We start from the raw sequence: 23,848 nt of genomic DNA, 5'->3' as shown, positions 1-23,848 counted from the left end.
TTTTCAACTGTATTATAAACGTAGAATGCTTTTGATGAAACGAGAGGATTTTTTTATAGGTATAAAAAAAGGTGGCATGAGCCACCTTTGTTATATTGCATCAACTATTATGCTTGTTGTGCTTTCTTTTTCTCTATGCCGGAAAATATAATTTTCATTTGAGCGATAGATATCAAGTTACTTATGAACCAGTAAAGTACAAGACCTGATGGGAACCATGCCATAAAGACCGAAAAGGCTACAGGCATATACTGCATAATTTTTTGTTGCATTGGATCTTGTACAGTCATAGGTTGCATTTTTTGCATTACAAACATACTAGCTCCCATAAATACAGGTAGTACAAAGTATGGATCCATAGCAGATAAATCTTGTATCCATAACATAAATGGCGCATGGCGTAATTCAACACTTTCTAAAAATACCCAGTATAACGCTAAGAAAATTGGCATTTGTATTATAAGAGGTAAACAACCACCAGCTGGGTTTACTTTCTCTTTACGATACATTTCCATAGTAGCTTGCGACATCTTCTGTCTGTCGTCACCGAAGCGTTCTTTAAGCTGTGCCATTTTAGGTGCTAATGCACGCATTTTTGCCATAGAGGTATATTGCGCTTTAGTTAATGGGTACATACCACCTTTAACTATTAAGGTAATAACAATAATAGCTAATCCCCAGTTAGAAACGAGAGATTGTATTTTAATAAGCAACCAGAATAATGGTTGGCTTATCATTGATAAAAATCCGTAATCAATAGTCAAGCCTAAATGAGGTGCTATAGATTCTAGTAATACTTGATCCTTCGGTCCTACATAAAAAATAGCCGATGTAACGGCTTCAGTATTGGGTTGTACACTAAGAACTGGTGCTTTAAAGCCTATTACTGCATCTTGATTTATATAAGAGCTATAAAATTGATTTGAATCATCTTGATGTGGAACCCATGAAGAAACAAAGTAATGTTCTAACATAGCTACCCAACCACCCATAGTTGAAATATTCAACTTAGTTTCTGCAATATCATCAAAGCTATATTTTTCGTATCTATCATCATCAGTTGAATAAGCAGCTCCGCGATACGTTGGCATAAGTGCTGAACCGCTTTCTACTAGTGTTGATTGCTTAAGTTGACCATACATTTGAACACTAGCCACAGTCGCTGTGTTGTTTTTAACAATGTATTCTATATTAATACTATAGCTCGACTTATTAAATGTGAAACGCTTAGTTACTGCTAAACCGTCGTTAGTCACAAAATCTAAATCAACAGTTAATGACTCTTTATCTGCTAAGTCGTACTGTTTTTCGGATGTTTGATAAATAGGGCGACCAGCTATTACACGGTCAATACCTTGCTCACCAATTAAGCCACTTTGTGCTACATATTTTTTAGGTCCATTTTGCATTACTGTAAATGGAATACCGTTACCTTGTTCGGTATCGAATTTTAATAATTTGGCGTCAACAATGTCACCACCACGAGTATCAATTTTTAATGTCAAAACATCAGTATTAATTGAAATTAGTTGTTTAACAGGACTCGCTACTTCTTGAACAATTGAAGTATTTGAAGAAGACTCTGGAATATATTCGCCATCAGCGTTTTGAATAGTATTTGTTGGTACTTGCTCTGATTGTTCAATTATTACTGGTGCAGGGGCATTTGATTGTTGCCATTCACTAAATAATAAATAGGTTACAACCAGAAGCGCAATGAACAGAAAACTGCGTTGAGATTCCATAATGAGTTATTTCTCTTTTTTTGATGGTGGCACGGGATCAGATCCTCCCGCATTAAGTGGATGGCATTTTAGTATACGTTTGCTCGCTAACCAACAACCTTTTAACACACCAAAGCGATTAATTGCTTCAATAGCATAAAAAGAGCAAGTTGGATTGAATCTACAATTGTTACCAAGTAGAGGGCTGAGTAAGCGTTGGTAAGCTTTTATAAAAAATATAGCTACGCTTTGTGGCGCTGAATTATTTTTCGCCATATTTTTTCTAATTGTTGATTAATTTCGCTGTTGTCTAGTTTATCAGTACCTGATTTCACCATAACGACAATATCTATATGGGGGAGGTCATGCTGATTTAAACGAAAACTTTCTCTAATCAATCTTTTAATTCTGTTTCGCTGAACAGCAAGCTTCACTCGTTTTTTAGCTATAGCTAAACCCAAGCGATTGTTATTATCAGGATTTTGAGAAACAAGAATTGTGATGTGGTTAGAACCAAATCTAATTGGCTTAGTAAAAACTGATTGAAATTGACCGGGAGTCAACAAACGTGACTCCCGATTAAATTCATAAGTAACCATGGTAGTTACTCGAACTCTATTTGATAAATCAAGATAGAGATTATGCGCTTAAGCTTGCGCGGCCTTTAGCACGACGACGTGCTATAACTGCACGACCGTTCTTAGTTGCCATACGAGCACGAAAGCCGTGGTTGCGTTTACGCTTTAATACACTAGGTTGAAATGTTCTTTTCATTACGCTAATCCGTCGGTTGTTGTTGCCCTGGCAAGTCGCCTTAAAATGAGCACACTGGTCTAAAAAAGAGGCAGAATTATATACAGAATAATTATAGGCGTCAACATCAACTCAATGTATTTTTTTAAAGGATCGTTGGTGATCTTTATTAAAAATACTCAAGTATCCACAGTTTCATCACATTTTGAATATATCATTAAAATAATTTGATATTTTTATGATTAAATTTCTTCGTTTTTTAATATAAATATTATAATGTTATTAAATTTAAATGTTATAATAAATAATTACTTAGATGTAATTCTAGTATCTTTGTTACATTATTCTAAATGTCAATATTGAAGTTGTGGATAAGTACGTAGATAATGCTATTTATAGTTATTAATTTTAGTTAATTTCCTGTCATATAATTTGTTCTTCTAATTTAGAATAAATAAAAACTGACATCTTAGGAGTTTTGGTTGGATCAATCACATTGGCAACGTTGTCTGTCTATCTTACAAGAAGAGTTGCCTGCCCAACAATTTAGCATGTGGATTCGTCCATTACAGTGCGTTATTGATAATAATGTTGTTACTTTATTCGCACCTAATAGATTTGTATTAGATTGGGTAAGAGATAAATATCTAAATCGTTTAACTGAACTTGTTTCTTTAAACGATCCTGCTAACCCTCCTATGTTACGTTTTGATGTTGGTAGTATTCCCACAGCCAATACGGCGAAAGTTGCAACTAAAGTCCCTGCAGCTGAACCTGACACGGTTAAAAAAGCTAAAGCACCTATTGATTCTAACTTACCTAAAACCGCTAATGTTCGTAACAAGTATACTTTCGATAACTTTGTAGAAGGTAAATCTAACCAATTAGCAAGAGCCGCTGCTTCTCAAGTAGCAGACAATCCAGGTACTGCATATAACCCTTTGTTTATATATGGTGGCACTGGTTTAGGTAAAACGCATTTATTACACGCAGTAGGTAACGGTATTTTAGCCAATAAACCTGATGCAAAAATTGCTTATATGCATTCAGAACGATTTGTTCAAGACATGGTCCGTGCTCTGCAAAATAATGAGATGGAAAAGTTTAAGCAATATTATCGATCTGTAGATGCTCTATTAATAGATGATATTCAATTCTTTGTTGGTAAGGATCGTACGCAAGAAGAATTTTTCCATACCTTTAATGCATTACTTGAAGGTAATCAGCAAATTATTTTAACGAGTGATCGTTACCCTAAAGAAGTTGATGTTGAAGACCGACTTAAATCTCGTTTTGGTTGGGGTCTCACTATAGCGATTGAACCACCAGAATTAGAAACACGTGTAGCGATCCTAAAACGTAAAGCTCAAGAGAGTAATATTAATCTAGCTGATGAAGTTGCTTTCTTTATTGCGAAACGTTTGCGCTCTAATGTACGTGAACTTGAAGGCGCTCTTAATCGAGTTGTAGCTAACGCAAACTTTACTGGCAGGGCTATTACTATAGATTTTGTTAGAGAAGCTCTACGTGATTTACTTGCACTTCAGGATAAACTTGTCACAATTGACAACATACAAAGAACCGTTGCTGAATATTACAAAATTAAAGTATCAGATCTGTTATCTAAAAGGCGTAATCGTTCTGTCGCAAGACCAAGACAAATAGCTATGGCGCTTTCTAAAGAACTTACCAATCACAGCTTACCTGAAATTGGTGATGCATTTGGTGGTAGAGATCACACAACTGTTCTGCATGCTTGTCGTAAAGTTAAATCTTTGAGAGAAGAAACTCACGACATTAAAGAAGATTATTCAAACTTAATAAGAACACTTTCATCTTAATCAGTCAGTTTAAATTTTTATAGGTATAAAAATGAAGTTTTCAATAAATAGGGAATTACTTTTAAAACCATTATTACTTGTTTCTGGTGCTGTTGAAAGAAAGAGTACTTTGCCAATTTTAAGTAATGTGCTTTTAGAAGTTAGTGGGCAATCACTTACTTTAACAGCTACAGATTTAGAGCTTGAAATGGTTTCTTATGCTCAAATTGATAACCATGCTGAAGATTCAAAAGTAACCATACCAGCTCGTAAACTTTTAGATATCTGTAAAAGCTTACCTGATGACTCACTTTTAGAGTTTGAGTTAGAAAATGATGTTATTAAGATTTCTACAGGTAGAAGTAAATATTCTCTTTCAACTTTATCAGCTGAAGACTTTCCTAATATTGAAGAGTGGAAAGGTGACGTTGAATTTCAATTACTAAAATCTGAATTTTTAAGATTAATTGAAAGTACTCATTTTTCAATGGCGAACCAAGATGTTCGATACTACCTAAATGGTATGTCGATTGAAACTGAGGGTAATGAAATACGTTCGGTTGCTACAGATGGTCACCGTTTAGCTATTTGTAAAATATCTAACGACTCTTTAGCTTTACCTACGAGACAAGTGATTGTTCCTCGTAAAGGTATACTTGAAATTATTAGACTGCTTGATCCTGTAGAAGAAACTGTAAAAGTATTTTTAGGTTCAAACCATATTCGTATTATTGATACAGAGTTTTCATTTACGAGTAAATTAGTTGATGGTCGCTTTCCTGATTACAGAAGAGTTCTACCTCGTAATGGCGATAAAATATTATTGACGAGTCGTGAACAAATGCGTCAAGTATTATCACGTGCTGCAATTTTATCGAATGAAAAGTTTAGAGGTGTTCGTTTAAATTTTTCTAGTACAGAATTAAAAATCACTGCCAACAACCCAGAGCAAGAACAAGCTGAAGAAGTTGTTGAAATAGAATTTCCGTTTGATGATGTTGAAGTTGGTTTTAACGTGAGTTATGTATTAGATGTACTTAATGCAATTAAAGATACTAACGTTAAATTTACTTTAGCTGACGCGAACAGTAGTGTAGTAATCGAAGGTGCAGATACTGGCGAAGCTACTTACGTTGTTATGCCAATGCGTTTGTAATTAAATGAGTGTAGTACGTTTAATTACGCAAAATTTTCGAAATATAGAACAAGCTAAAATAGATTTACATCCGCAACTAAATTTTCTAGTGGGCGATAATGGAAGTGGTAAAAGTAGTTTCTTAGAAGCTATTTTTTTTCTTGGACATGGAAAGTCATTTCGCACGTCTAAGATTGAAAACTTAGTTTCACATGACCAATCTAGTTTTGTTGTAAGTGTAAAAGATGATTTAGATGCTCAGATAGGTATCTCCAAAAATTTTACTTCTAATCAAACAGAAATAAAAATTAATGGAGAGCGTCATACTAAACTATCAGAACTTGCTAAAAATATAGCTGTTCAAATAATTACACCTGAAAGTTTTAAATTATTTTTTGGTGGACCAAAAGAACGCAGACGTTTTGTAGATTTAGGATTGTTTCACGTGGAACAATCATTTTCTAGAGAATGGAAAGATTTTAATCGTATTTTAAAACAAAGAAATGCTTACTTAAGATCAGGTATAAATATAGAAGGTATAAAATATTGGGATGAAGTTTTCTGTGTTCATTCTAATAATGTTTCTGAATTAAGAATTAAATACATAACTAGTTTTAAAGAAGAGTTTTTACATTGGGCTAAGTTACTACTGCCTAATATTTTTGAGAACATTCAAATTCAATACTCTCAAGGTTGGAAACAAAATACTAAACTAGAAGATATATTACAAAATAATAGATCAAGAGAAGTGCTACTAGGTTACACCACTTCAGGTACACATAAATTTGATTTAAGATTTATTATGAATAAACAGCCCTTAGAAAATCAACTCTCAAGAGGGCAACAGAAGTTGTTTTTACTCGCTTTAACTTTTGCACAAGCTAAGCTAATTGAAAAAGTAAAACGAGTAAAACCAATTTTATTGATTGATGATGTTGGAGCAGAGCTAGATTCAAACTCTAGAACTGTTTTGAATAACGCTATTAATCAGTTAAATTGTCAGGTAATTATTACCGCAATTGATAAAGTCGCTGTGGAACCTTTGATTCCAAATGACCATGATTACAAAATGTTTCACGTGAAACATGGTAAAATTTTTGAAATGAGTGAATAGGCTAAAAGCTATGACAATAGAAAATGAATATGATTCGGCCAGTATAAAAGTACTAAAAGGTCTTGATGCAGTACGTAAAAGACCAGGTATGTATATAGGTGATACAGATGATGGGTCTGGATTACATCATATGGTATTTGAAGTATTAGATAACTCGATTGATGAAGCATTAGCTGGTCACTGTAGTGAAATTGTAGTTAGAATTCACTTAGACGGTTCAGTATCTGTTAGAGATGATGGTCGTGGTATTCCTACTGAAATACATCCTGAAGAAGGTGTTTCTGCTGCAGAAGTTATCATGACAGTATTACATGCTGGTGGTAAGTTTGGTGGAGAAGACTCAGGTTATAAAGTTTCTGGTGGTTTACATGGTGTTGGTATTTCAGTTGTAAATGCCTTAAGTGATAAATTGAAGTTAAATATTCGTCGAGGTGGCAAATTATTTGAGCAATTTTATCATCATGGTGAGCCTGAAGCACCATTAGCCGAAATTGGTGAAAGTGATAAAACAGGAACAGAAGTAAGGTTCTGGCCTAGTTCAAATACATTTTCTGATGTTTTATTTCATTACGATTTATTAGTAAAACGTATACGTGAACTTTCTTTCTTAAACTCAGGTATATCAATAAGATTAATTGATGATCGTGAAGAAGGTAAAGAAGACCATTTTAAATTCGATGGTGGCATACAAGCATTTGTGGATTATTTAAATACAAATAAAACACCAGTTAATGAAGAAATATTTTATTTTGATTTAGAACGTGAAGACGGAATCATTGTAGAAGTGGCTATGCAATGGAATGATGGTTTTCAAGAAAACATCCATTGTTTTACCAATAATATTCCACAAAAAGATGGTGGAACACATTTAAGTGGTTTCAGAACCGCATTAACCAGAACGCTAAATAGCTATATGGTTAAAGAAGGGTTAAACAAAAGTAAGAAAGGCGGAGCCACAGAGACTAATGCTTCAGGTGATGATGCTCGAGAAGGTTTAACTGCAGTTATTTCTGTTAAGGTTCCTGATCCTAAGTTTTCTTCACAAACAAAAGACAAATTAGTTTCATCAGAAGTTAAAACGGCTGTTGAACAAGCTATGGGTGAAAAATTAGGTGAATACCTATTAGAAAAACCTTCAATAGCTCGTACAATCATAATGAAGATAGTTGACGCAGCAAGAGCTCGTGAAGCGGCACGTAAAGCACGTGAAATGACACGACGTAAAGGTGCATTAGATATTGCGGGTTTACCTGGCAAGTTAGCTGATTGCCAAGAAAAAGATCCTGCACTTTCTGAACTATATATAGTGGAAGGGGACTCTGCTGGCGGATCAGCCAAGCAGGGAAGAAACAGAAAAAACCAAGCTATACTTCCGTTAAAAGGTAAAATATTAAACGTAGAAAAAGCTCGTTTTGATAAAATGATCTCTTCACAAGAAGTTGGAACCTTAATTACAGCATTAGGTTGTGGTATTGGTAGAGATGAATATGACCCTGAAAAGTTAAGATATCATAGTATCATTATAATGACCGATGCTGATGTCGATGGATCTCATATCCGAACATTACTACTAACTTTCTTTTATCGTCAAATGCCTGAAATTATGGAACGTGGTTATATCTACATTGCTCAGCCTCCATTGTATAAAGTGAAAAAAGGTAAGCAAGAAAGATATATTAAAGATGACGATGGCTTAACAGAGTACTTAACAACATTAGCATTAGATAATGCTGAATTACATGTTAATGAATCTGCTCCTGCTATATCTGGTGTTGCTTTAGAAAGTTTAGTAAACCAATACAGAAAAACCATGGATACGATTAAAACACTTTCAAGACAGATACCAGCTGATATCTTAGAGAAAATGATTTACTCAAAACCTATTGCTAAAGAAGACTTTAGTAATGAAACATTAGTTGATGCGTGGACAGCTGATTTAATTAAGCAGTTAGACGATCAAGACGGCAACGGTTCTATCTATTCCGTAATTGTTAAACAAGACAAAGAAAGAAAAGTATTCTACCCAAGCTTTATTGTTCGTAAACATGGTATTGATACAGAATATAACTGTAGCTACGAGTTTATAGAATCTAACGAATTCAAATCAATTGTTGGATTAAATACGGCAATTAATGGTCTGATAGAAGAAGGTGGCTACGTTAAACGTGGTGAAAAAATCAAACCAGTTACAGAGTTTGAAGAAGCACTAACTTGGTTAATGGCAGAATCTAAACGTGGTCAGTATATACAACGCTATAAAGGATTGGGTGAGATGAACCCTGATCAATTATGGGAAACGACTATGGATCCAGCAACACGAAGAATGCTTCGAGTAACTATTGAAGATGCAATTGCTGCTGATCAGTTGTTTACAACGTTAATGGGTGATCATGTAGAACCAAGAAGAAACTTTATTGAAGAAAATGCACTTAAAGTAGCTAACTTAGATATATAGTTATCATATAGTTCTTTATATTCAATAAGATAAAGCCATTCTAGTAACTAGAATGGCTTTTTTATTATCCCAAGAAAAGTGAACTGAAATAAGAGGTAAAAATATGATGTCCGAGTGTGTAATTTAACAGCAATAATAACTATTACAAAATAATCACAAAAAAATACGATACATACTAGGCTAACAAAAGCACAGTGCGTATAATTGCTAACAAAATAGAAACTTATACACTATTTAAAATTGGATATTCATGAGTACGTTTAATATAAAAACATTTCAAGGTTTAATCTTACAGTTACAAGATTATTGGGCAAGACAGGGCTGTGTAATTATTCAGCCTTTAGATTTAGAAGTAGGTGCTGGTACTTTCCATCCTATGACTTTCTTACGAGCTATTGGTCCAGAACCAATGAGTAGCGCGTATGTACAACCTTGTAGACGTCCTACTGATGGTCGCTATGGTGAAAACCCAAATAGACTGCAACATTATTACCAATTTCAGGTCATGTTGAAACCATCACCAAAGAATATCCAAGAGTTATATTTAAATTCGTTGAAAGAGTTAGGTATAGATCCATTAGTACATGATATTAGATTCGTAGAAGATAACTGGGAATCTCCAACATTAGGTGCTTGGGGTTTAGGTTGGGAGATTTGGTTAAATGGTATGGAAGTTACCCAGTTTACTTATTTCCAACAAGTAGGCGGCTTAGAGTGTGCACCAGTAACAGGTGAAATCACTTATGGTTTAGAGCGCTTAGCTATGTACATTCAAAATGTTGATAGTATTTATGACCTAGTGTGGACTGATGGTCCAATGGGTACAGTATTATATGGTGATATATTTCATCAAAATGAAGTTGAGCAATCAACGTATAATTTTGAACATGCAGATGTTGAAGCCTTGTTTAAACAATTTGACCAATGCGAGCTAGAAAGCCAACGTTTAAACGAAGCTAATCTTCCTTTACCTGCTTATGAACAAGTAATGAAAGCCTCACATGCATTTAACTTATTAGATGCTCGTCACGCTATTTCAGTAACTGAAAGACAACGTTATATTCTTCGAGTTAGAGCTTTATCGAAAGCATGTGCAGAATCTTATTATGCTAAACGTGAAGAACTTGGTTTTCCACTTTGCAATAAAAAACCATCAAAAGTGGGACAGGAGTAACTAATATGACTAAAGAAACATTATTAATTGAATTAGGTACTGAAGAGTTACCACCGAAAAGCTTAAAAACATTAGCAACTACATTTTATGATCAAATCAAAAGCCAGTTAGATAGCGCTAATTTAGAATATAGTGATATTAAATGGTTTGCTACTCCAAGACGCTTAGCCGTTAAAGTTATTGATCTAGATGAAAAACAGCAAGATAAAGAGATTGAAAAGCGTGGACCAGCAGTAAACGTTGCATTTGATGAAGCAGGCAATGCAAGCAAAGCGGCGCAAGGTTGGGCACGTTCAAATGGAATTACAGTTGAACAAGCTGAACGCTTAGTTACTGATAAAGGTGAATGGTTACTTCATAAAGCAGTGCAAGTAGGTAAGTCAGTTGATGACTTAATACCTGATATGGTTAATCAAGCGGTTACTAAATTACCTATTCCAAAGCCAATGCGTTGGGGCAGTTCACGTACGCAATTTATTAGACCCGTTCATACTTTAGTACTTATGTATGGCGACAAAGTAATTGCTGGTGAAACTTTAGGTGTTAAATCAAATAATTTAGTAACAGGTCATAGATTTCATCATGAAGGCTTAGTGACTATTGATCACGCTAATAATTATGAAACGATAATGCATAGCGCATACGTTATGGTTGATTTCGAAGAACGCCAACAATTAATCTTAAAGCAAATTAGTGCAGTAGCAGACGAAATTAACGGTGTACCATTATTAGATGATGATCTAGTTAATGAAGTAACCGCAATAGTAGAATGGCCTGTAGCTTTAGCTGGAAGCTTTGATAAAGAGTTTTTAAATGTACCACCAGAGCCATTAATATATTCGATGAAAGATCATCAAAAATATTTCCCAGTAAATGATAAAGATGGAAAACTTTTAAACCAATTTATCTTTATTACTAACATTGAGAGTAAAGATCCAAATCAGATTATATTTGGTAATGAAAAGGTTATTCGTCCACGTTTAGCTGATGCTGAATTTTTCTTTAAAACAGATAAAAAGCAAAAGCTAGAAGACAGATTAGAAAGCTTAGAGTCAGTATTGTTTCAAAAACAGCTAGGCACACTTAAAAGTAAATCAGTACGTATTGGTTCATTAAGTGAATTTATTGCCAGCATTATTGGTGAGAATACTCAAGACGCTAATAGAGCAGGTTTATTAAGTAAAACCGACTTAATGTCTGAAATGGTATTAGAATTCCCACAAGTGCAAGGTACTATGGGGAAATACTATGCTCAAAATGATGGTGAAAATGAAGCTGTAGCTCAAGCATTAGAAGATCAATACAAACCTAGATTCTCAGGTGATACATTACCAGAAGGTAATATTGGTTGTGCAGTAGCAATTGCTGACAAAGTTGATACGTTAGTGGGTATTTTTGGTATTAACCAACAGCCAAAAGGTGATAAAGACCCATTTGCACTACGTCGTGCGGCTATTGGTTTGATCCGTATCATTATTGAAAAACAACTTGAACTCGATATAACTGAATTACTCAAGAAAAGCATAGAGCTTTATGGTGAAAAGCTAACAAATAAAAACACTTTAGATGAAGTAGTAGAGTTTGTTCTTGGTCGTTATAAAGCTTATTACCAAGAGAAAAACATAAGTGTTGATGTTATTCAGGCAGTATTAAATAACTCACCTACAGCACCGTTAGACTTTGATAAACGTATTAATGCAGTAACTCATTTTAAACAGTTACCTGAAGCAATAAACTTAGCTGCAGCTAACAAACGTGTTGGTAACATATTAGCTAAATTTAAAGGTGAGTTATTTACTAACGTGAAAGCTGAGTATGCTTCAGAAGCAGCTGAAAAAGATTTATTAGCTGTTTTCGAACAGGTAAGTGCTAAAGTTAAACCATTAACTGAAGCTAAAGAATATCAAGCTGCATTAACTGAGTTAGCGTTATTAAGAGATCCTATTGATACATTTTTTGATAATGTAATGGTAATGGCTGATGATGAAAACGTGAAAACCAACCGTTTAACGTTATTAAACGATGTACGTAATAGTTTTTTTGCTATTGCTGATATATCAGTTCTTCAGTAAAAACTATTAACAGTCCATATTTACTGTGAATAAAGTTAAAACTAAAAAGGAAGCATTATGCTTCCTTTTTTTGTCTGCAACAAAGAAAAACCTAATAAAGAGAATATAAATTTTACTGCTTTTTAATTAAATAACAGTAGGGCTTATCATCAATTTTTTTAGCTACAAGCTCATGATCCATAAAACGACAGAAGCTTGGAATATCTCGAGTTGTTGATGTGTCATCAGCGGTAATTAATAATGTTTCACCACTCTCCAATTGTCTTATCTTTTTTCTAATCATCATTACAGGTTCTGGACAACGTAAACCAATGGTGTCTAATTGATGATCTGCTTGAAGAAATAAATCGTTTAAATCGTTAGACATTAAACCCTCGGTAGCCTTGTAAAAAGAAGCATAAGTTTAAGCATTGCATTCATTTTATCAACCATTAAAAATATATAACTATGAAAAACTCATGAATTAAATGTTTTTTAAAAAGAACTCAGTTATTTGGTTACAAATTTATTTTACAAAAATATTCATTTTACCTTGATTTATAAGGCGTTGAGAGAATAATGTATATATAGTTTTCAAACATACTTTTTAGGCTTGGAGCCAACTTGTTTTTTAAAAATGTCTTATTAATTTCCGTACTTTTACCGAGTTTCTTTGCCAACTCTAGTTCTGCAGTAAATAGCTCTCAGCGTAATGTTTTTTTAGAAGCAGAGAAAAAAATATGGCAATCTAAGCCCGATGAGTTTCAAAAGTTATATGAACAGCTAGATAACTATCCGTTAAGACCTTACCTAGATCAGCAACGTTTAATGCATAAAATAAGCATTACCGACGGTAACGAAATAACTCAGTTTTTAAAAAAATATGAAGGGACACCTTTAGATTGGCCATTAAGAAAAAAATGGTTAGAGTTTTTAATAGAAAATAAACAACAAAACTTATTCTTATATCACTACAAACCAACAAGCGTAGCTACTTTAAACTGTGCGTATTATCGATACAGCTTAGATAAAGGTGTAGCAAAAGAAGTTATTTTACCTAAAGTAACTAAGCTTTGGACTGTGGGTAAATCTCAACCTAAGATTTGTGATCCGTTATTTAAAAAATGGAAAACGGCCGGTTATTTAACGGAAGATGTTGTTTGGCAAAGAATTGGTTTAGCAGCCGATGGAGGCAAACATACTTTATTACCTTATTTAACAAAATTACTTCCTAGCTCTGAACGTTATTTGGGAACTCTATGGCATAAGGTTAGACGCAGTCCAGCTTATATAACTCGAAGCAATGTTTTTAAAAAGTTCAACGCGAGAGAAGCTGAAATTTTTACTTACGGTATAAAACGGCTTATTTGGCGTGAGCCTGAAAAAGCCATTGATATATATAGTAAATTAAAAATAAAACTAAAATTAACTCAACAACAGCAACAAGAAATCACCCAAAAATTTGCACTGTCGCTAGCAAATAATAACCATCCTGAAGCTCAAAAATGGTTACATCAGGTAGATGAAGAGTTTTTAACTTCTAGCATAGCGCAATGGCGAATAGCTGATGTATTGAGAAAACAGAATTGGGATCTCATATTAAGAGAACTTGAAAGCTTTCCTGTAGCAAAGCAAAGTAGTAATCAGTGGCAGTACTGGCATAGCCGTAGTTTGGTCGAAACAAATAATAAAGAACAAGGCTTAGCAGGGCTTAAAATATTAGCCGAAAATAGGCATTACTATGGATTTTTAGCGGCTGGGTATCTAAAAGCACCTTATAATTTGCAAGATGAACCCATAAAAATAACAGACATTGAAAGAAATACCTTACTTAAAGATGATGCTGCAATAAGGGCGTTTGAACTTTTTCATATTAAAAAATATAGTGAGGCACGAAAAGAGTGGAACTATTGGTTAGCTAAACTAACTGAACGTGAAAAGTTAATTGCATCTAAAGTATCAAATGAACATCACTGGTTCGATCGAGCTATTTTTACCTTACCTAAAGTTGGGTACTTAAATGATGTTGATTTAAGATTTCCACTCGCTTTTGGAGACGATATTAAATTACATGCTAACAAAAATAATATTGATCCTGCTTGGGCATTTGCTATTGCTCGTAGAGAAAGTTCTTTTATGCCTGATGCTAACTCGGGAGCTGGCGCTAGAGGCTTGATGCAAATAATGCCAGCAACAGCAAAACAATTAGATCGTAAAAGAGTTTCCAGCCATTATTTATTTAACGCTGAATATAATGTGAAGTTAGGTACTAAATATTTAAAAATGCTGTCAGACCAATACATAGGTAATCATGTTTTAGCTACAGCATCATATAACGCAGGACCTCATCGAGTTAAGCAATGGGTAAAAGACGTGCAGGGCATGCCTATTGATATGTGGATAGAAACAATCCCTTTTAAAGAAACGCGTGAATATGTAAAAAGTGTATTAGCGTACCAACAAATATATCAATTTAAGCTTGGGGAAAATGATCCTATATTTGAAGATCTGCTTAAAAGTAAAATATAGTTAAGCATAATCGAGATCAGTCGACCCTAAACTTAACTCTAGTGGTACAATGTGTTTAGTCGCAAAGTTTTAATGGAATTTCTAATATGAATGAATTACAAAAATATTACCCTAGTCACATAGCTGAACTACAAAGCAGAAGTAAAAAAGCACTACAGAGAGACAACCTGCAAGGTTTTGTTATTCATTCTGGTCAAGAAATTAAAGTGTTCTTAGATGATTACAGCTACCCATTTAAAGTTAACCCTCACTTTAAAGCATGGCTACCTTTAACTAACTTGCCTAACTCTTGGTTAATTATTAATGGTGAAGATAAGCCTACGCTTATTTATTATCAGCCAGATGATTTTTGGCATAAAGTTGAGGTGCTCGAAGATAACTATTGGAATGAAAGCTTTGATATTAAGGTGATCAGCAACGCTAAAGATGTAGAAAAGTTATTACCTTATGATAAAAAAGGTTTTGCCTACATTGGCGCGCATACAGAAGTTGCTAAAGCTTTAGGTTTTGAGTTTATTAATCCTGAATCATCATTAAACTATATTCATTATCACCGAGCTTATAAAACAGAATACGAGCTAGTGTGTTTACGTCGTGCAAATACTATTGCAGTTAAAGGGCATAAAGCTGCTAAAGCTGCATTTTTAGATGGCGCTTCAGAATTTGATATTCAACAACATTATTTAAAAACCATTCAACATACTGCAAACGAAACACCTTATGGAAATATTGTTGCATTAAATAAAAATGCATCGATATTGCATTATACCGCTCTTGAAAAAAGCGTACCTCAAGCTCATCGTTCATTTTTAATTGATGCAGGTGCTAGCTTCAGTGGTTATGGTGCTGATATTACTCGTACATATTCTTTTAAACGTGACAAATTTGCAGATCTTATTGCACGTATGGATAGCTTAATGCTTAAAGCGGTAGATAGATTAAAGCCTGGTGCTAGTTATGTTGATTTACATATTCAAACATACAAAGATATAGGTAATGTTTTAGCCGAATTTGATTTTATCAATGTTACTGCAGAACAAGCTTTTGAAGCGGGTATTATTTCAACATTCTTCCCTCATGGTTTAGGTCATCACTTAGGCTTACAAACACATGATGTTGGTGGCTTTATGGCAGATGAGCGAGGTACACATGTTACCTCTCCAGAAGAACATCCATTCTTAAGAACAAGTCGTATCATTGAAGCTAATCAAGTTTTTACTATTGAGCCAGGCTTATATTTTATTGATTCACTTTTAAGTAAATTAAAAGCATCAAAAAATTCTAAGATGATCAATTGGAGCGCTATAGACGAAATGAAAGTTTATGGTGGTATTCGTATTGAAGATAATATTATTGTTCATCAACTTCATAACGAAAATATGACTAGAGACCTCGACTTATAAATTGTGTCTACCTCTTATCTAGTTGCTGACAATGATGTTATTGAAGAAATAATAGTTAATCGTAGTCGGTTTATTTGTTACCTAACACCTTGTACGTCAATAGACGCTTGCAAGGTGTTTGTTAAAGACATTCAGCAACTACATCCCCAAGCTTCACATCATTGTTATGCCTATTTGTCTGAAAGACCCGATAGTAGTCAGTATTATGGTTTTTCAGATGATGGAGAACCTTCAGGTACTGCAGGGCGGCCTATGTTGTCAGTATTGCAAGGTCATGGCGTTGGTGAGGTTTGTGCTGTAGTTGTTCGCTATTTTGGTGGTACTAAATTAGGTACTGGTGGCTTGCAAAGAGCTTATGGTGGCAGCGTTAGAGAAGCTTTAACTTTGTTAACCAGTAAAATAAAAATACCTATGGTTTCTAGAACGCTAGCGTGTCAATATACTCAAATAAATGATGTACTACATGTTATTGAAAAATCAAAAGGTCTTGTTGTAGAACAAGATTTTTCAGCTGAAATTAAGTTATTAGTTAACGTACCACAAGATAATCTTGAACAAATAGAGCAACAAATACAAATCATTTCATCAGGCTCTATTACGTTACGTAAAGTAGACAAACAGCCTAGTGAAAATAACTGATAAATAACCAGTCATAACAACAATTAAGATCGACAAAACGTGCAATACAAAAATATAATTCGAATTTTAGGGCTACTCGTTGCTATTCTTAGTGTAACCATGTTGCCGCCAGCATTTATCTCTTTGATATATAGGGATGGTGGTGGCTTACCATTTTTAATGGCTTTTATATTTTGTTTAGTGGTTGGTATCGCCTCTTGGTATCCGAATCGAACATATAAAGATGACTTAAGACCTCGAGAGGGTTTTCTCATTGTTGTACTTTTCTGGACCGTTCTCGCCAGTTTCTCTGCTATTCCACTGCTACTTCTTGAAGAACCTAATTTATCGTTTGCAGATGCTTTTTTTGAATCTTTTTCAGGGCTAACAACAACAGGCGCAACCATATTAACTAAAATTGATGGTTTGCCTCATGCCGTATTATGGTATCGCCAGCAACTACAATGGTTAGGTGGTATGGGGATAATCGTATTAGCTGTAGCCGTTTTACCTATGCTTGGTGTAGGGGGGATGCAGCTATATAGAGCAGAAACTCCTGGGCCAGTAAAAGACTCAAAAATGACACCACGGATTGCTGATACCGCTAAACATTTGTGGTATATCTATCTTTCGTTAACAGTGCTTTGTTCGTTGTGTTATTGGTTGGCAGGTATGTCGACATTTGATGCTATTTGTCATGCTTTCTCAACAATCGCTATTGGTGGTTTTTCAACTCATGATGCAAGTATGGGAGCTTTTGGTAGCCCACTTATTAACTTCATTTGTGTTTTCTTTTTGTTGGTAGCTGGTGTTAATTTCGCATTACATTTTGCTGTATTGCATAGTAAATCATTACGTAATTATTTTTACGATCCAGAATTTAAAGTATTCATCTCCATTCAATTTGTATTAACCGCTATTTGTTTTGCTGTGTTATTGGCACACAATACCTATAACAATGAATTTGAAGCATTCGATCAAGCTTTATTTCATGCTGTATCTATGAGTACGACAGCAGGCTTCTCATCTTCAGTTCCTATAGTTGATGGTGTTACTCCTGTTTCGTTTGCTAGTTGGCCAACACTACTGCCTTTGTTACTTATTTTCTCAAGTTTTATTGGTGGCTGTGCTGGTAGTACGGGCGGTGGTATGAAAGTAGTTCGTATATTACTTTTATACCTACAAGGCTTTAGAGAGCTAAATAAATTGATCCACCCTAAAGCTATTTTCAGTATTAAATTAGGCAAAAAAGCTTTACCGAACAAAGTAGTGGAAGCTATTTGGGGATTCTTCTCAGCATATACTGCTGTATTTGTAGTGTGTATGTTGTTATTGCTTGCCTCAGGTGTCGACGAAATTACAGCTTTTACTGCTGTTGCGGCATGCTTAAATAATTTAGGGCCGGGGTTAGGTGAGGTGGCGAGTAACTTTTCTAGCTTAGGTGACTTTAGTAAGTGGGTGTTAATTGTTGCTATGCTGTTTGGGCGACTTGAGATATTTACACTATTGGTTTTATTTACACCAGGATTTTGGCGTTCATAATTTATCAATAAGTAATGTTTAAACCAACACACCCTTTGGATATGTTGATTTGATTAGTTTGAAACACGCCAACAGAATATTAATAGAAGCTTAAAGCGTCTAATTGAAATAAAGCTTCAACTTCAGATATATAGCGCTTGTTCACTAGGAATATTATCACTTGGTCTTCTGACAATATTTTAGTATTTGAATGAGCAATAATTACTTCATTACCACGCACAATAGCACCAATATTAGCACCTGGCGGTAACTTCAAAGATTTGATTGTTCTACCTACTACTTTTGATGATTTCTCATCACCTTGAGCCGCTATCTCTATAGCTTCGGCTGAACCACCTCGTAAACTATATACATTAGCGATATTACCTCGACGTACATGTGTCAGTAACGCTGAAATAGTCGCGTGTTGCGGCGATACGGCAATATCTATGTTGCCACCATGAAGTAAGTCAACATAAGCATCACGTTGAATGAGTACCATGGCTTTTCTTACACCTAATTTTTTAGCTAATAACGACGACATAATATTTGCTTCATCGTCATTAGTAACGGCAATAAACACATCAAATTGATCTATGTGTTCTTCTAGGAGTAATTCTTGATCTGAAGAATCGCCTGTAAATACAAGTGTATCACTTAATTCTGATGCTAAATATTCAGCACGTGCTGGTGAGCGCTCGATCAATTTAACTTGATGGTTTTTTTCTAATATACGCGCTAAGCCAGAACCGATATTACCGCCACCTGCAATCATAATACGTTTATATGCGGGTTCTAGTTTCTGTAGCTCGTTCATTACTGCACGAATATGAATACTTGCCGCAATAAAAAACACTTCATCATCAGCTTCAATGATTGTTGTACCTAAAGGTCTAATTGGCTTCCCGTTTCGATAAATTGCAGCAACACGGGTATCAATATTTGGAATGTGTTCTTTTAATGTAGAAAGGGCATGACCAACTAATAAACCACCATAGTAGGCTTTAACCGCAACTAAGCTCACTTTACCTTCAGCAAATTCTAATACTTGTAATGCCCCTGGATAATCAATTAAACGTGCAATATCACGTGTGACAAGCTGCTCAGGCGCAATTATGTGATCAACAGGGATATTTTCGTTTTGAAATAATTGTTCTTGGTATTTCAATATTTTAGATGAACGGATACGAGCTATTTTAGTACTAGTTCTAAATAAAGAATAACAAATTTGGCAGGCGATCATATTGGTTGCGTCATCACTGGTTACTGCTATAACCAAATCAGCATCTTCAATACCTGCTTTTATTAGCACATCTGGGTGACAACCTTGTCCTTGAACGACTTGTAAATCCATTTTATCTTGAAGTTCAAGTAAGGTGTCGTTGTTGATATCTATAAGTGTTATATCGTTTTCTTCTCTAACTAAATTCTCAGCTAGAGTACCACCCACTTGACCTGCGCCAATAATAACTATTTTCATTTTATTGTTCTTTTTTTACTAGTTTAGCGTAATAAAATCCATCCATTGAATGCTCATTAGGTAGTATTTGCCAACCAATATCTGAATCATTCTCTGTAATTGGAATAAGGTCTACATCGTTATTATTTTCAATAAAGCGTTGAACTTGTGTACTATTTTCTTCAGGTAAAATACTACAGGTTGCGTACAGCAAAGTACCACCCGGTTTGAGTAATGACCATATGTTTTTTAGTATTTTTGCTTGTAGTTCAGCGAGTTTTTCAATGTCGTCAGCTTTACGTAGCCATTTAATATCTGGGTGTCTTCGAATAACACCAGTAGCAGAGCAGGGAACATCAAGTAATATTTTGTCGTAAAGTTTTCCATCCCACCAATCTTGGCTGGCGGCATCTCCAGTAATAACTTTAGCTTCTAGCTGAAGGCGTTCAAGGTTCTCGTTTACTCGAACAAGTCTGTTTTCGTCAATATCTATCGCTGTCATGCTTGCTATGTCAGGTGTGCTTTCTAATATATGACAGGTTTTACCGCCTGGGGCTGCACAGCAATCAAGTACATTATCGCTAGGCTTACAATCTAATAATATTGCTGCCTGTTGTGCCGCACCATCTTGAATAGAAACATGACCAAGCGAAAAACCAGGTAGTTTTTCTACGCCAACGGCTTGGCTAAGTTTAATTGCTTGGCTTTTCGGGTCGATGTAATCAAAACCAACTTCAACACTTTTAAGCTGTTCAATATAGTTTTCTGGAGAGTTATGTTGTTGATTTACTCTTAACCACATAGGCGGGCGTTCTTGGTTAGCAATGAGTATATTTTGCCATTGGTCAGGGTAGGCGACTTTGATTTTTTTAATAAACCAACCCGGGTGACTGTATTTCACTGGATCTGATAATTCAGGTTGTTCAGTATCATCCGTTTGTTTTTCTATTTTGCGTTGGTAGTTTCTTAACACACCGTTAATTAGCCCACCAAGATGACGACTTTTAAGTGCATTAGCAGCCTCCACTGTTTCACTAACAGCAGCATGATCTGGAATACGCATGTATTTTAATTGGTAGATACCAACAAGCATCAAAAAATGGAAAACACGTTGTTTTCCTTTTAATGGCTTTTGAATGAGTTGCTGAACTTCGTTTTCTAATTCAGGTAGATAACGTAAAACACCATAACAAATTTCTTGTAATAGACCTTTGTCTTTTGGATCTATTTTCGCTATTTGTTTTGGTAGCTCATCGCCTAAGCTTCTACCTTGATCAATAACAGCATAAGCACATTTAGCGGCAAGCGCTCTAATATTAGCAGCCATTTCTATTGTGCTCCGAAGTCAGTTGAGTTTGCACCTGTTATTACTTGTCCAGCAACAAACCAATCGGCTTTCGAATTAAGAATATCACTCACAGCTAAGGCTTTTTTACCTGGTATTTGTAATATTTCTAATTGAATAGCTTGGTTAGCGGTACCCGTGGCAACAGCGATGCCGTGTTTATCAGCTGATATAATCGTACCTGCTGTAGCATTTGATTCAGTTGCAACAACACTGGCTTGCCAAATTCTAATGCGATGCTCTTTCATTGATGAAGCTTCAACATAAGTAAATTGAGCTACAGGCCAAGGAATGTAAGCTCTAATTTTACGATGTAAAACTACAGCGTCTTCTTGCCAATTGAGTTCAGCTTCAGCTTTGTCTAATTTAGCAGCATAAGTAGCAAGATCATTGTTTTGTGGAACACTAGTATGTAAGTGAGTACTCATTAACTTTAAAGCATCAGTTAATGCGGCAGGACCTGCTATGGCTAATTTCTCATATAAAGTTGTACTGGTATCTTCAAGGGTAATATCGCAAGTAGCTGTTGAAATCATGTCTCCAGTATCAAGACCTTTATCCATTTGCATTATGGTTACACCTGTAATGTCATCACCAGCTTCAAGTGAACGCTGTATTGGCGCAGCACCACGCCATTTAGGTAATATTGAACCATGTACATTAATACAACCTAAACGGGGGGCCTCTAAAATAACTTCAGGTAATAAAAGTCCGTAAGCAACCACTACCATTACATCAGCTTTATAAGTGGCTAGATGAACTTGGTCAGCTTCAGCTTTAAAGTTTACAGGTTGTTCAACCGGTAAGTTATGCTCTAAGGCTAATAGCTTAGTAGCGCATGCCATCATTTTTTTACCACGACCCGCTGGTTTGTCAGGAGGACAATAGACAGCTACTACGTTATGTTCAGAGTCGATTAATGCTTTCAGGTGTTTTGCAGCAAAATCAGGCGTACCTGCAAAAATGATATTAAGTGCTTTAGACAATTTATTTCCTAAATATTATTTATTTGGCGTTATTTAAACGAGCTTCTTTTTCAAGCTTGGTTTTTATACGCTGGCGTTTTAATGGTGAAAGGTAATCAACAAACAAAATACCTTTTAAATGGTCTAGTTCGTGTTGAATACAAATAGCTAATAACTCTTCGCCGTCTAAGGTAAATTCTTTACCGTTAATGTCGAGTGCTTTAACAGTAACTTGTGTATGTCTATCAACTTTAGCGTAACAACCCGGTACTGATAAACAGCCTTCTTCATTGATCAGAGTTTCTTCACCTCTAGCAATAATTTCAGGATTTATGAGTACAATAGGTGTTTCTTTATTTTCAGAAACATCTATTACTACAATTTGTTGATGAATATTGACTTGAGTTGCAGCTAAACCAACACCATTTTCGTCGTACATGGTTTCAAACATATCATTAACAATAGTTTTAATATTATCGTTAACTTCAGTAACTTGTGTTGCTTTGGTCTTTAATCTCTCGTCTGGAAAGCGTAAAACAGATAAAATGGTCATAATTTTCCAAAAGGGTTCGCGAAAATTCGCATAGGATGTTATGTTTCAATTTTAGCTACTAATTTAAGTTAATAATAGTGGTTTAGGATAAATGCTTAAGAATAGGAAGACTAGCATGAGAAAAAAGGTCTTATTAATAATAATTACCCTACTTTTACCTATGGGTTTATTAGCAGATGAATTAACATTAAATAAGAATGCACCTAAATCGTATACCGTTGTAAAAGGGGATACACTTTGGGATATTTCAGGAATATTTTTAAAGCAACCTTGGTTGTGGCCGAAGTTGTGGCGTATAAATCCTGATATTAGTAATCCACATTTAATTTATCCTGGTGATGTATTACGTTTAGTTTTCGATAAAGACGGTAATCCAATGTTGGTTAAGGGCAAACCGCAACTAAAATGGTCTCCTTCCATAAGAACAACGTTAAAAGATTTATCTCCCGTAAATACCATTCCTTTGAATGTTGTAGCGCCTTTTATTAAATACGATGCTCTTTTTTCAGAAGATGAATACGATAACTTACCTTATGTACTTGGTAACGAAGGTGGTTATAAGTCAGGTATTGATGGTATTAAAGCTTACGTGAAAGGCAATTTAGATGTTGGCCAAAGCTATGCGATATACGAAAAAGGCGAAGAGGTTTTTGATCCGGAAAGTTTTAAAAGCTTAGGTTATTACGCTCGCTTAGTAGGAACAGCTAAAGCAATTAGAGCTGGAGACATTGATAATAAAGAGCCATCTACACTTTACATAGATAGCGCTAAGCGTGAAATTCGCTCAGGCGATTTTGTTGCTCCTATTAATGAAGGACAAATGTTACCTTCGTTTTTCACTATGCAAGCAGCTAAAACGACTTTAGAAGCCTCAATTATTAAAGCCTCATCAGACTCTCGTGAATTTGGTAAGTTTGAAGTGGTTATGATTAATAAAGGTCAGCAAGATGAAGTTCAGCTAGGTGATGTGTTATCAATAAAAAGACAAAGCCCTGCTGTAATTGAAACGGATAATGGTCCTGAGTATAAGAAAGATACTTCACGTTGGAATTTATTATCATCAGACTCTAATGAATATAAGATGCCTATAGAGTCTGTAGGCCATATGATGGTATTTAAAACTTATGATGAAGTTAGTATGGCGTTAATATTAAGTACCTCTTTGCCAATTAGAATTACAGATATGGTGACCGCACCATAAATTAATTATCCCTATCAGCCTAATCTTA

General features: G+C 35.0%; 20 protein-coding genes. 11 read left to right on the top strand and 9 right to left on the bottom strand.

Translation table 11 applies throughout. The features are described 5' to 3' along the window. Positions 1-107: 107 nt before the first annotated feature. Genes yidC through rpmH form a run of 4 tightly spaced genes read right to left on the bottom strand, consistent with a single transcriptional unit; the run spans position 108 to position 2,498 of the window. Entirely contained in the window at positions 108-1,745 is a 1,638-nt protein-coding gene (gene yidC / locus ACPUVN_RS16515; RefSeq protein ID WP_426359221.1) for a membrane protein insertase YidC, read from the bottom strand. Positions 1,746-1,751: 6 nt separating this feature from the next. Beyond that, on the bottom strand, positions 1,752-2,000 hold the full coding sequence (gene yidD / locus ACPUVN_RS16510) for a membrane protein insertion efficiency factor YidD (protein WP_426359222.1): 249 nt from the start codon (positions 1,998-2,000) through the stop codon (positions 1,752-1,754). Further along, on the bottom strand, positions 1,967-2,323 hold the full coding sequence (rnpA, locus tag ACPUVN_RS16505; RefSeq protein WP_426369471.1) for a ribonuclease P protein component: 357 nt from the start codon (positions 2,321-2,323) through the stop codon (positions 1,967-1,969). Before rnpA ends, yidD begins: the two co-directional genes overlap by 34 nt. A gap of 40 nt (positions 2,324-2,363) precedes the next feature. Further along, positions 2,364-2,498, bottom strand: coding sequence for a 50S ribosomal protein L34 (gene rpmH / locus ACPUVN_RS16500; RefSeq protein ID WP_033080930.1), 135 nt, complete (start codon positions 2,496-2,498; stop codon positions 2,364-2,366). A gap of 461 nt (positions 2,499-2,959) precedes the next feature. Here rpmH and dnaA point away from each other — a divergent pair, with 461 nt between their 5' ends. The 6 genes from dnaA (at position 2,960) to glyS (ending at position 12,247) form a co-directional block, all read left to right on the top strand. Further along, a complete protein-coding gene (gene dnaA, locus ACPUVN_RS16495) occupies positions 2,960-4,318 on the top strand; it encodes a chromosomal replication initiator protein DnaA (RefSeq protein WP_426359224.1) in 1,359 nt (452 codons plus the stop codon). Positions 4,319-4,349: 31 nt separating this feature from the next. Next, entirely contained in the window at positions 4,350-5,453 is a 1,104-nt protein-coding gene (gene dnaN / locus ACPUVN_RS16490) for a DNA polymerase III subunit beta (RefSeq protein WP_426359225.1), read from the top strand. Positions 5,454-5,457: 4 nt separating this feature from the next. Then, positions 5,458-6,546 carry a DNA replication/repair protein RecF gene (recF, locus tag ACPUVN_RS16485; RefSeq protein WP_426369470.1) on the top strand — a complete coding sequence of 363 codons (1,089 nt, stop codon included), beginning with the start codon at positions 5,458-5,460 and terminating at the stop codon, positions 6,544-6,546. Positions 6,547-6,556: 10 nt separating this feature from the next. Beyond that, a complete protein-coding gene (gene gyrB, locus ACPUVN_RS16480; protein WP_426359226.1) occupies positions 6,557-9,001 on the top strand; it encodes a DNA topoisomerase (ATP-hydrolyzing) subunit B in 2,445 nt (814 codons plus the stop codon). A gap of 250 nt (positions 9,002-9,251) precedes the next feature. Further along, positions 9,252-10,175 (top strand): glycine--tRNA ligase subunit alpha, encoded by a 924-nt coding sequence (gene glyQ, locus ACPUVN_RS16475; protein ID WP_426359227.1) that lies wholly within the window; start codon positions 9,252-9,254, stop codon positions 10,173-10,175. Positions 10,176-10,180: 5 nt separating this feature from the next. Beyond that, a complete protein-coding gene (gene glyS / locus ACPUVN_RS16470; protein WP_426369469.1) occupies positions 10,181-12,247 on the top strand; it encodes a glycine--tRNA ligase subunit beta in 2,067 nt (688 codons plus the stop codon). Positions 12,248-12,359: 112 nt separating this feature from the next. On the opposite strand, the gene tusA is transcribed toward glyS, so the two are convergent. Then, complete coding sequence (gene tusA / locus ACPUVN_RS16465; RefSeq protein WP_426359228.1) at positions 12,360-12,614, bottom strand: sulfurtransferase TusA; 255 nt, start codon at positions 12,612-12,614, stop codon at positions 12,360-12,362. Between the two features lie 236 nt (positions 12,615-12,850). Between tusA and ACPUVN_RS16460 the strand changes: the two genes are divergently transcribed. The 4 genes from ACPUVN_RS16460 to ACPUVN_RS16445 all read left to right on the top strand — a co-directional run bounded on the left by ACPUVN_RS16460 (position 12,851) and on the right by ACPUVN_RS16445 (position 18,318). Further along, on the top strand, positions 12,851-14,755 hold the full coding sequence (locus ACPUVN_RS16460; RefSeq protein ID WP_426369468.1) for a transglycosylase SLT domain-containing protein: 1,905 nt from the start codon (positions 12,851-12,853) through the stop codon (positions 14,753-14,755). Positions 14,756-14,841: 86 nt separating this feature from the next. Further along, on the top strand, positions 14,842-16,158 hold the full coding sequence (gene pepQ, locus ACPUVN_RS16455) for a Xaa-Pro dipeptidase (RefSeq protein ID WP_426369467.1): 1,317 nt from the start codon (positions 14,842-14,844) through the stop codon (positions 16,156-16,158). A 3-nt stretch (positions 16,159-16,161) separates the two neighbouring features. Beyond that, positions 16,162-16,797, top strand: coding sequence for a YigZ family protein (locus ACPUVN_RS16450; RefSeq protein WP_426369466.1), 636 nt, complete (start codon positions 16,162-16,164; stop codon positions 16,795-16,797). Between the two features lie 39 nt (positions 16,798-16,836). After that, complete coding sequence (locus ACPUVN_RS16445; RefSeq protein WP_426359233.1) at positions 16,837-18,318, top strand: TrkH family potassium uptake protein; 1,482 nt, start codon at positions 16,837-16,839, stop codon at positions 18,316-18,318. 79 nt (positions 18,319-18,397) lie between these two features. Here the strand turns inward: ACPUVN_RS16445 and trkA are convergent, their stop codons facing one another. The 4 genes from trkA to def are packed head-to-tail and all read right to left on the bottom strand — an operon-like array spanning position 18,398 to position 22,619. Beyond that, positions 18,398-19,777, bottom strand: a complete 1,380-nt coding sequence (trkA, locus tag ACPUVN_RS16440; RefSeq protein WP_426359234.1) for a Trk system potassium transporter TrkA — start codon at positions 19,775-19,777, stop codon at positions 18,398-18,400. Between the two features lies 1 nt (position 19,778). Further along, the gene (gene rsmB, locus ACPUVN_RS16435) at positions 19,779-21,083 is read right to left on the bottom strand and encodes a 16S rRNA (cytosine(967)-C(5))-methyltransferase RsmB (protein WP_426359235.1); all 1,305 of its coding nucleotides are present in this window, start codon (positions 21,081-21,083) and stop codon (positions 19,779-19,781) included. A 2-nt stretch (positions 21,084-21,085) separates the two neighbouring features. Beyond that, on the bottom strand, positions 21,086-22,087 hold the full coding sequence (fmt, locus tag ACPUVN_RS16430; protein WP_426359236.1) for a methionyl-tRNA formyltransferase: 1,002 nt from the start codon (positions 22,085-22,087) through the stop codon (positions 21,086-21,088). A 19-nt stretch (positions 22,088-22,106) separates the two neighbouring features. Then, positions 22,107-22,619 (bottom strand): peptide deformylase, encoded by a 513-nt coding sequence (gene def, locus ACPUVN_RS16425; protein WP_426359237.1) that lies wholly within the window; start codon positions 22,617-22,619, stop codon positions 22,107-22,109. 115 nt (positions 22,620-22,734) lie between these two features. On the opposite strand from def, the gene ACPUVN_RS16420 reads away from it, so the two are divergent. Next, a complete protein-coding gene (locus ACPUVN_RS16420; RefSeq protein WP_426359238.1) occupies positions 22,735-23,820 on the top strand; it encodes a LysM peptidoglycan-binding domain-containing protein in 1,086 nt (361 codons plus the stop codon). Positions 23,821-23,848: the final 28 nt, after the last annotated feature.

The sequence above is a fragment of the Pseudocolwellia antarctica genome (genome assembly GCF_049933045.1).
GTDB lineage: Bacteria > Pseudomonadota > Gammaproteobacteria > Enterobacterales > Alteromonadaceae > Pseudocolwellia.
Note: the sequence above shows the minus strand (reverse complement) of the source record. Positions and strands in the feature narration are given on the sequence as shown.

Excerpts from the sequence above, each read along its gene's own strand:
- yidC (WP_426359221.1), bottom strand. The coding sequence starts at position 1,745 with ATGGAATCTCAACGCAGTTTTCTGTTCATTGCGCTTCTGGTTGTAACC.
- yidD (WP_426359222.1), bottom strand. The coding sequence starts at position 2,000 with ATGGCGAAAAATAATTCAGCGCCACAAAGCGTAGCTATATTTTTTATA.
- rnpA (WP_426369471.1), bottom strand. The coding sequence starts at position 2,323 with ATGGTTACTTATGAATTTAATCGGGAGTCACGTTTGTTGACTCCCGGT.
- rpmH (WP_033080930.1), bottom strand. The coding sequence starts at position 2,498 with ATGAAAAGAACATTTCAACCTAGTGTATTAAAGCGTAAACGCAACCAC.
- dnaN (WP_426359225.1), top strand. The coding sequence starts at position 4,350 with ATGAAGTTTTCAATAAATAGGGAATTACTTTTAAAACCATTATTACTT.
- recF (WP_426369470.1), top strand. The coding sequence starts at position 5,458 with ATGAGTGTAGTACGTTTAATTACGCAAAATTTTCGAAATATAGAACAA.
- gyrB (WP_426359226.1), top strand. The coding sequence starts at position 6,557 with ATGACAATAGAAAATGAATATGATTCGGCCAGTATAAAAGTACTAAAA.
- glyQ (WP_426359227.1), top strand. The coding sequence starts at position 9,252 with ATGAGTACGTTTAATATAAAAACATTTCAAGGTTTAATCTTACAGTTA.
- glyS (WP_426369469.1), top strand. The coding sequence starts at position 10,181 with ATGACTAAAGAAACATTATTAATTGAATTAGGTACTGAAGAGTTACCA.
- tusA (WP_426359228.1), bottom strand. The coding sequence starts at position 12,614 with ATGTCTAACGATTTAAACGATTTATTTCTTCAAGCAGATCATCAATTA.
- pepQ (WP_426369467.1), top strand. The coding sequence starts at position 14,842 with ATGAATGAATTACAAAAATATTACCCTAGTCACATAGCTGAACTACAA.
- trkA (WP_426359234.1), bottom strand. The coding sequence starts at position 19,777 with ATGAAAATAGTTATTATTGGCGCAGGTCAAGTGGGTGGTACTCTAGCT.
- rsmB (WP_426359235.1), bottom strand. The coding sequence starts at position 21,083 with ATGGCTGCTAATATTAGAGCGCTTGCCGCTAAATGTGCTTATGCTGTT.
- def (WP_426359237.1), bottom strand. The coding sequence starts at position 22,619 with ATGACCATTTTATCTGTTTTACGCTTTCCAGACGAGAGATTAAAGACC.
- ACPUVN_RS16420 (WP_426359238.1), top strand. The coding sequence starts at position 22,735 with ATGAGAAAAAAGGTCTTATTAATAATAATTACCCTACTTTTACCTATG.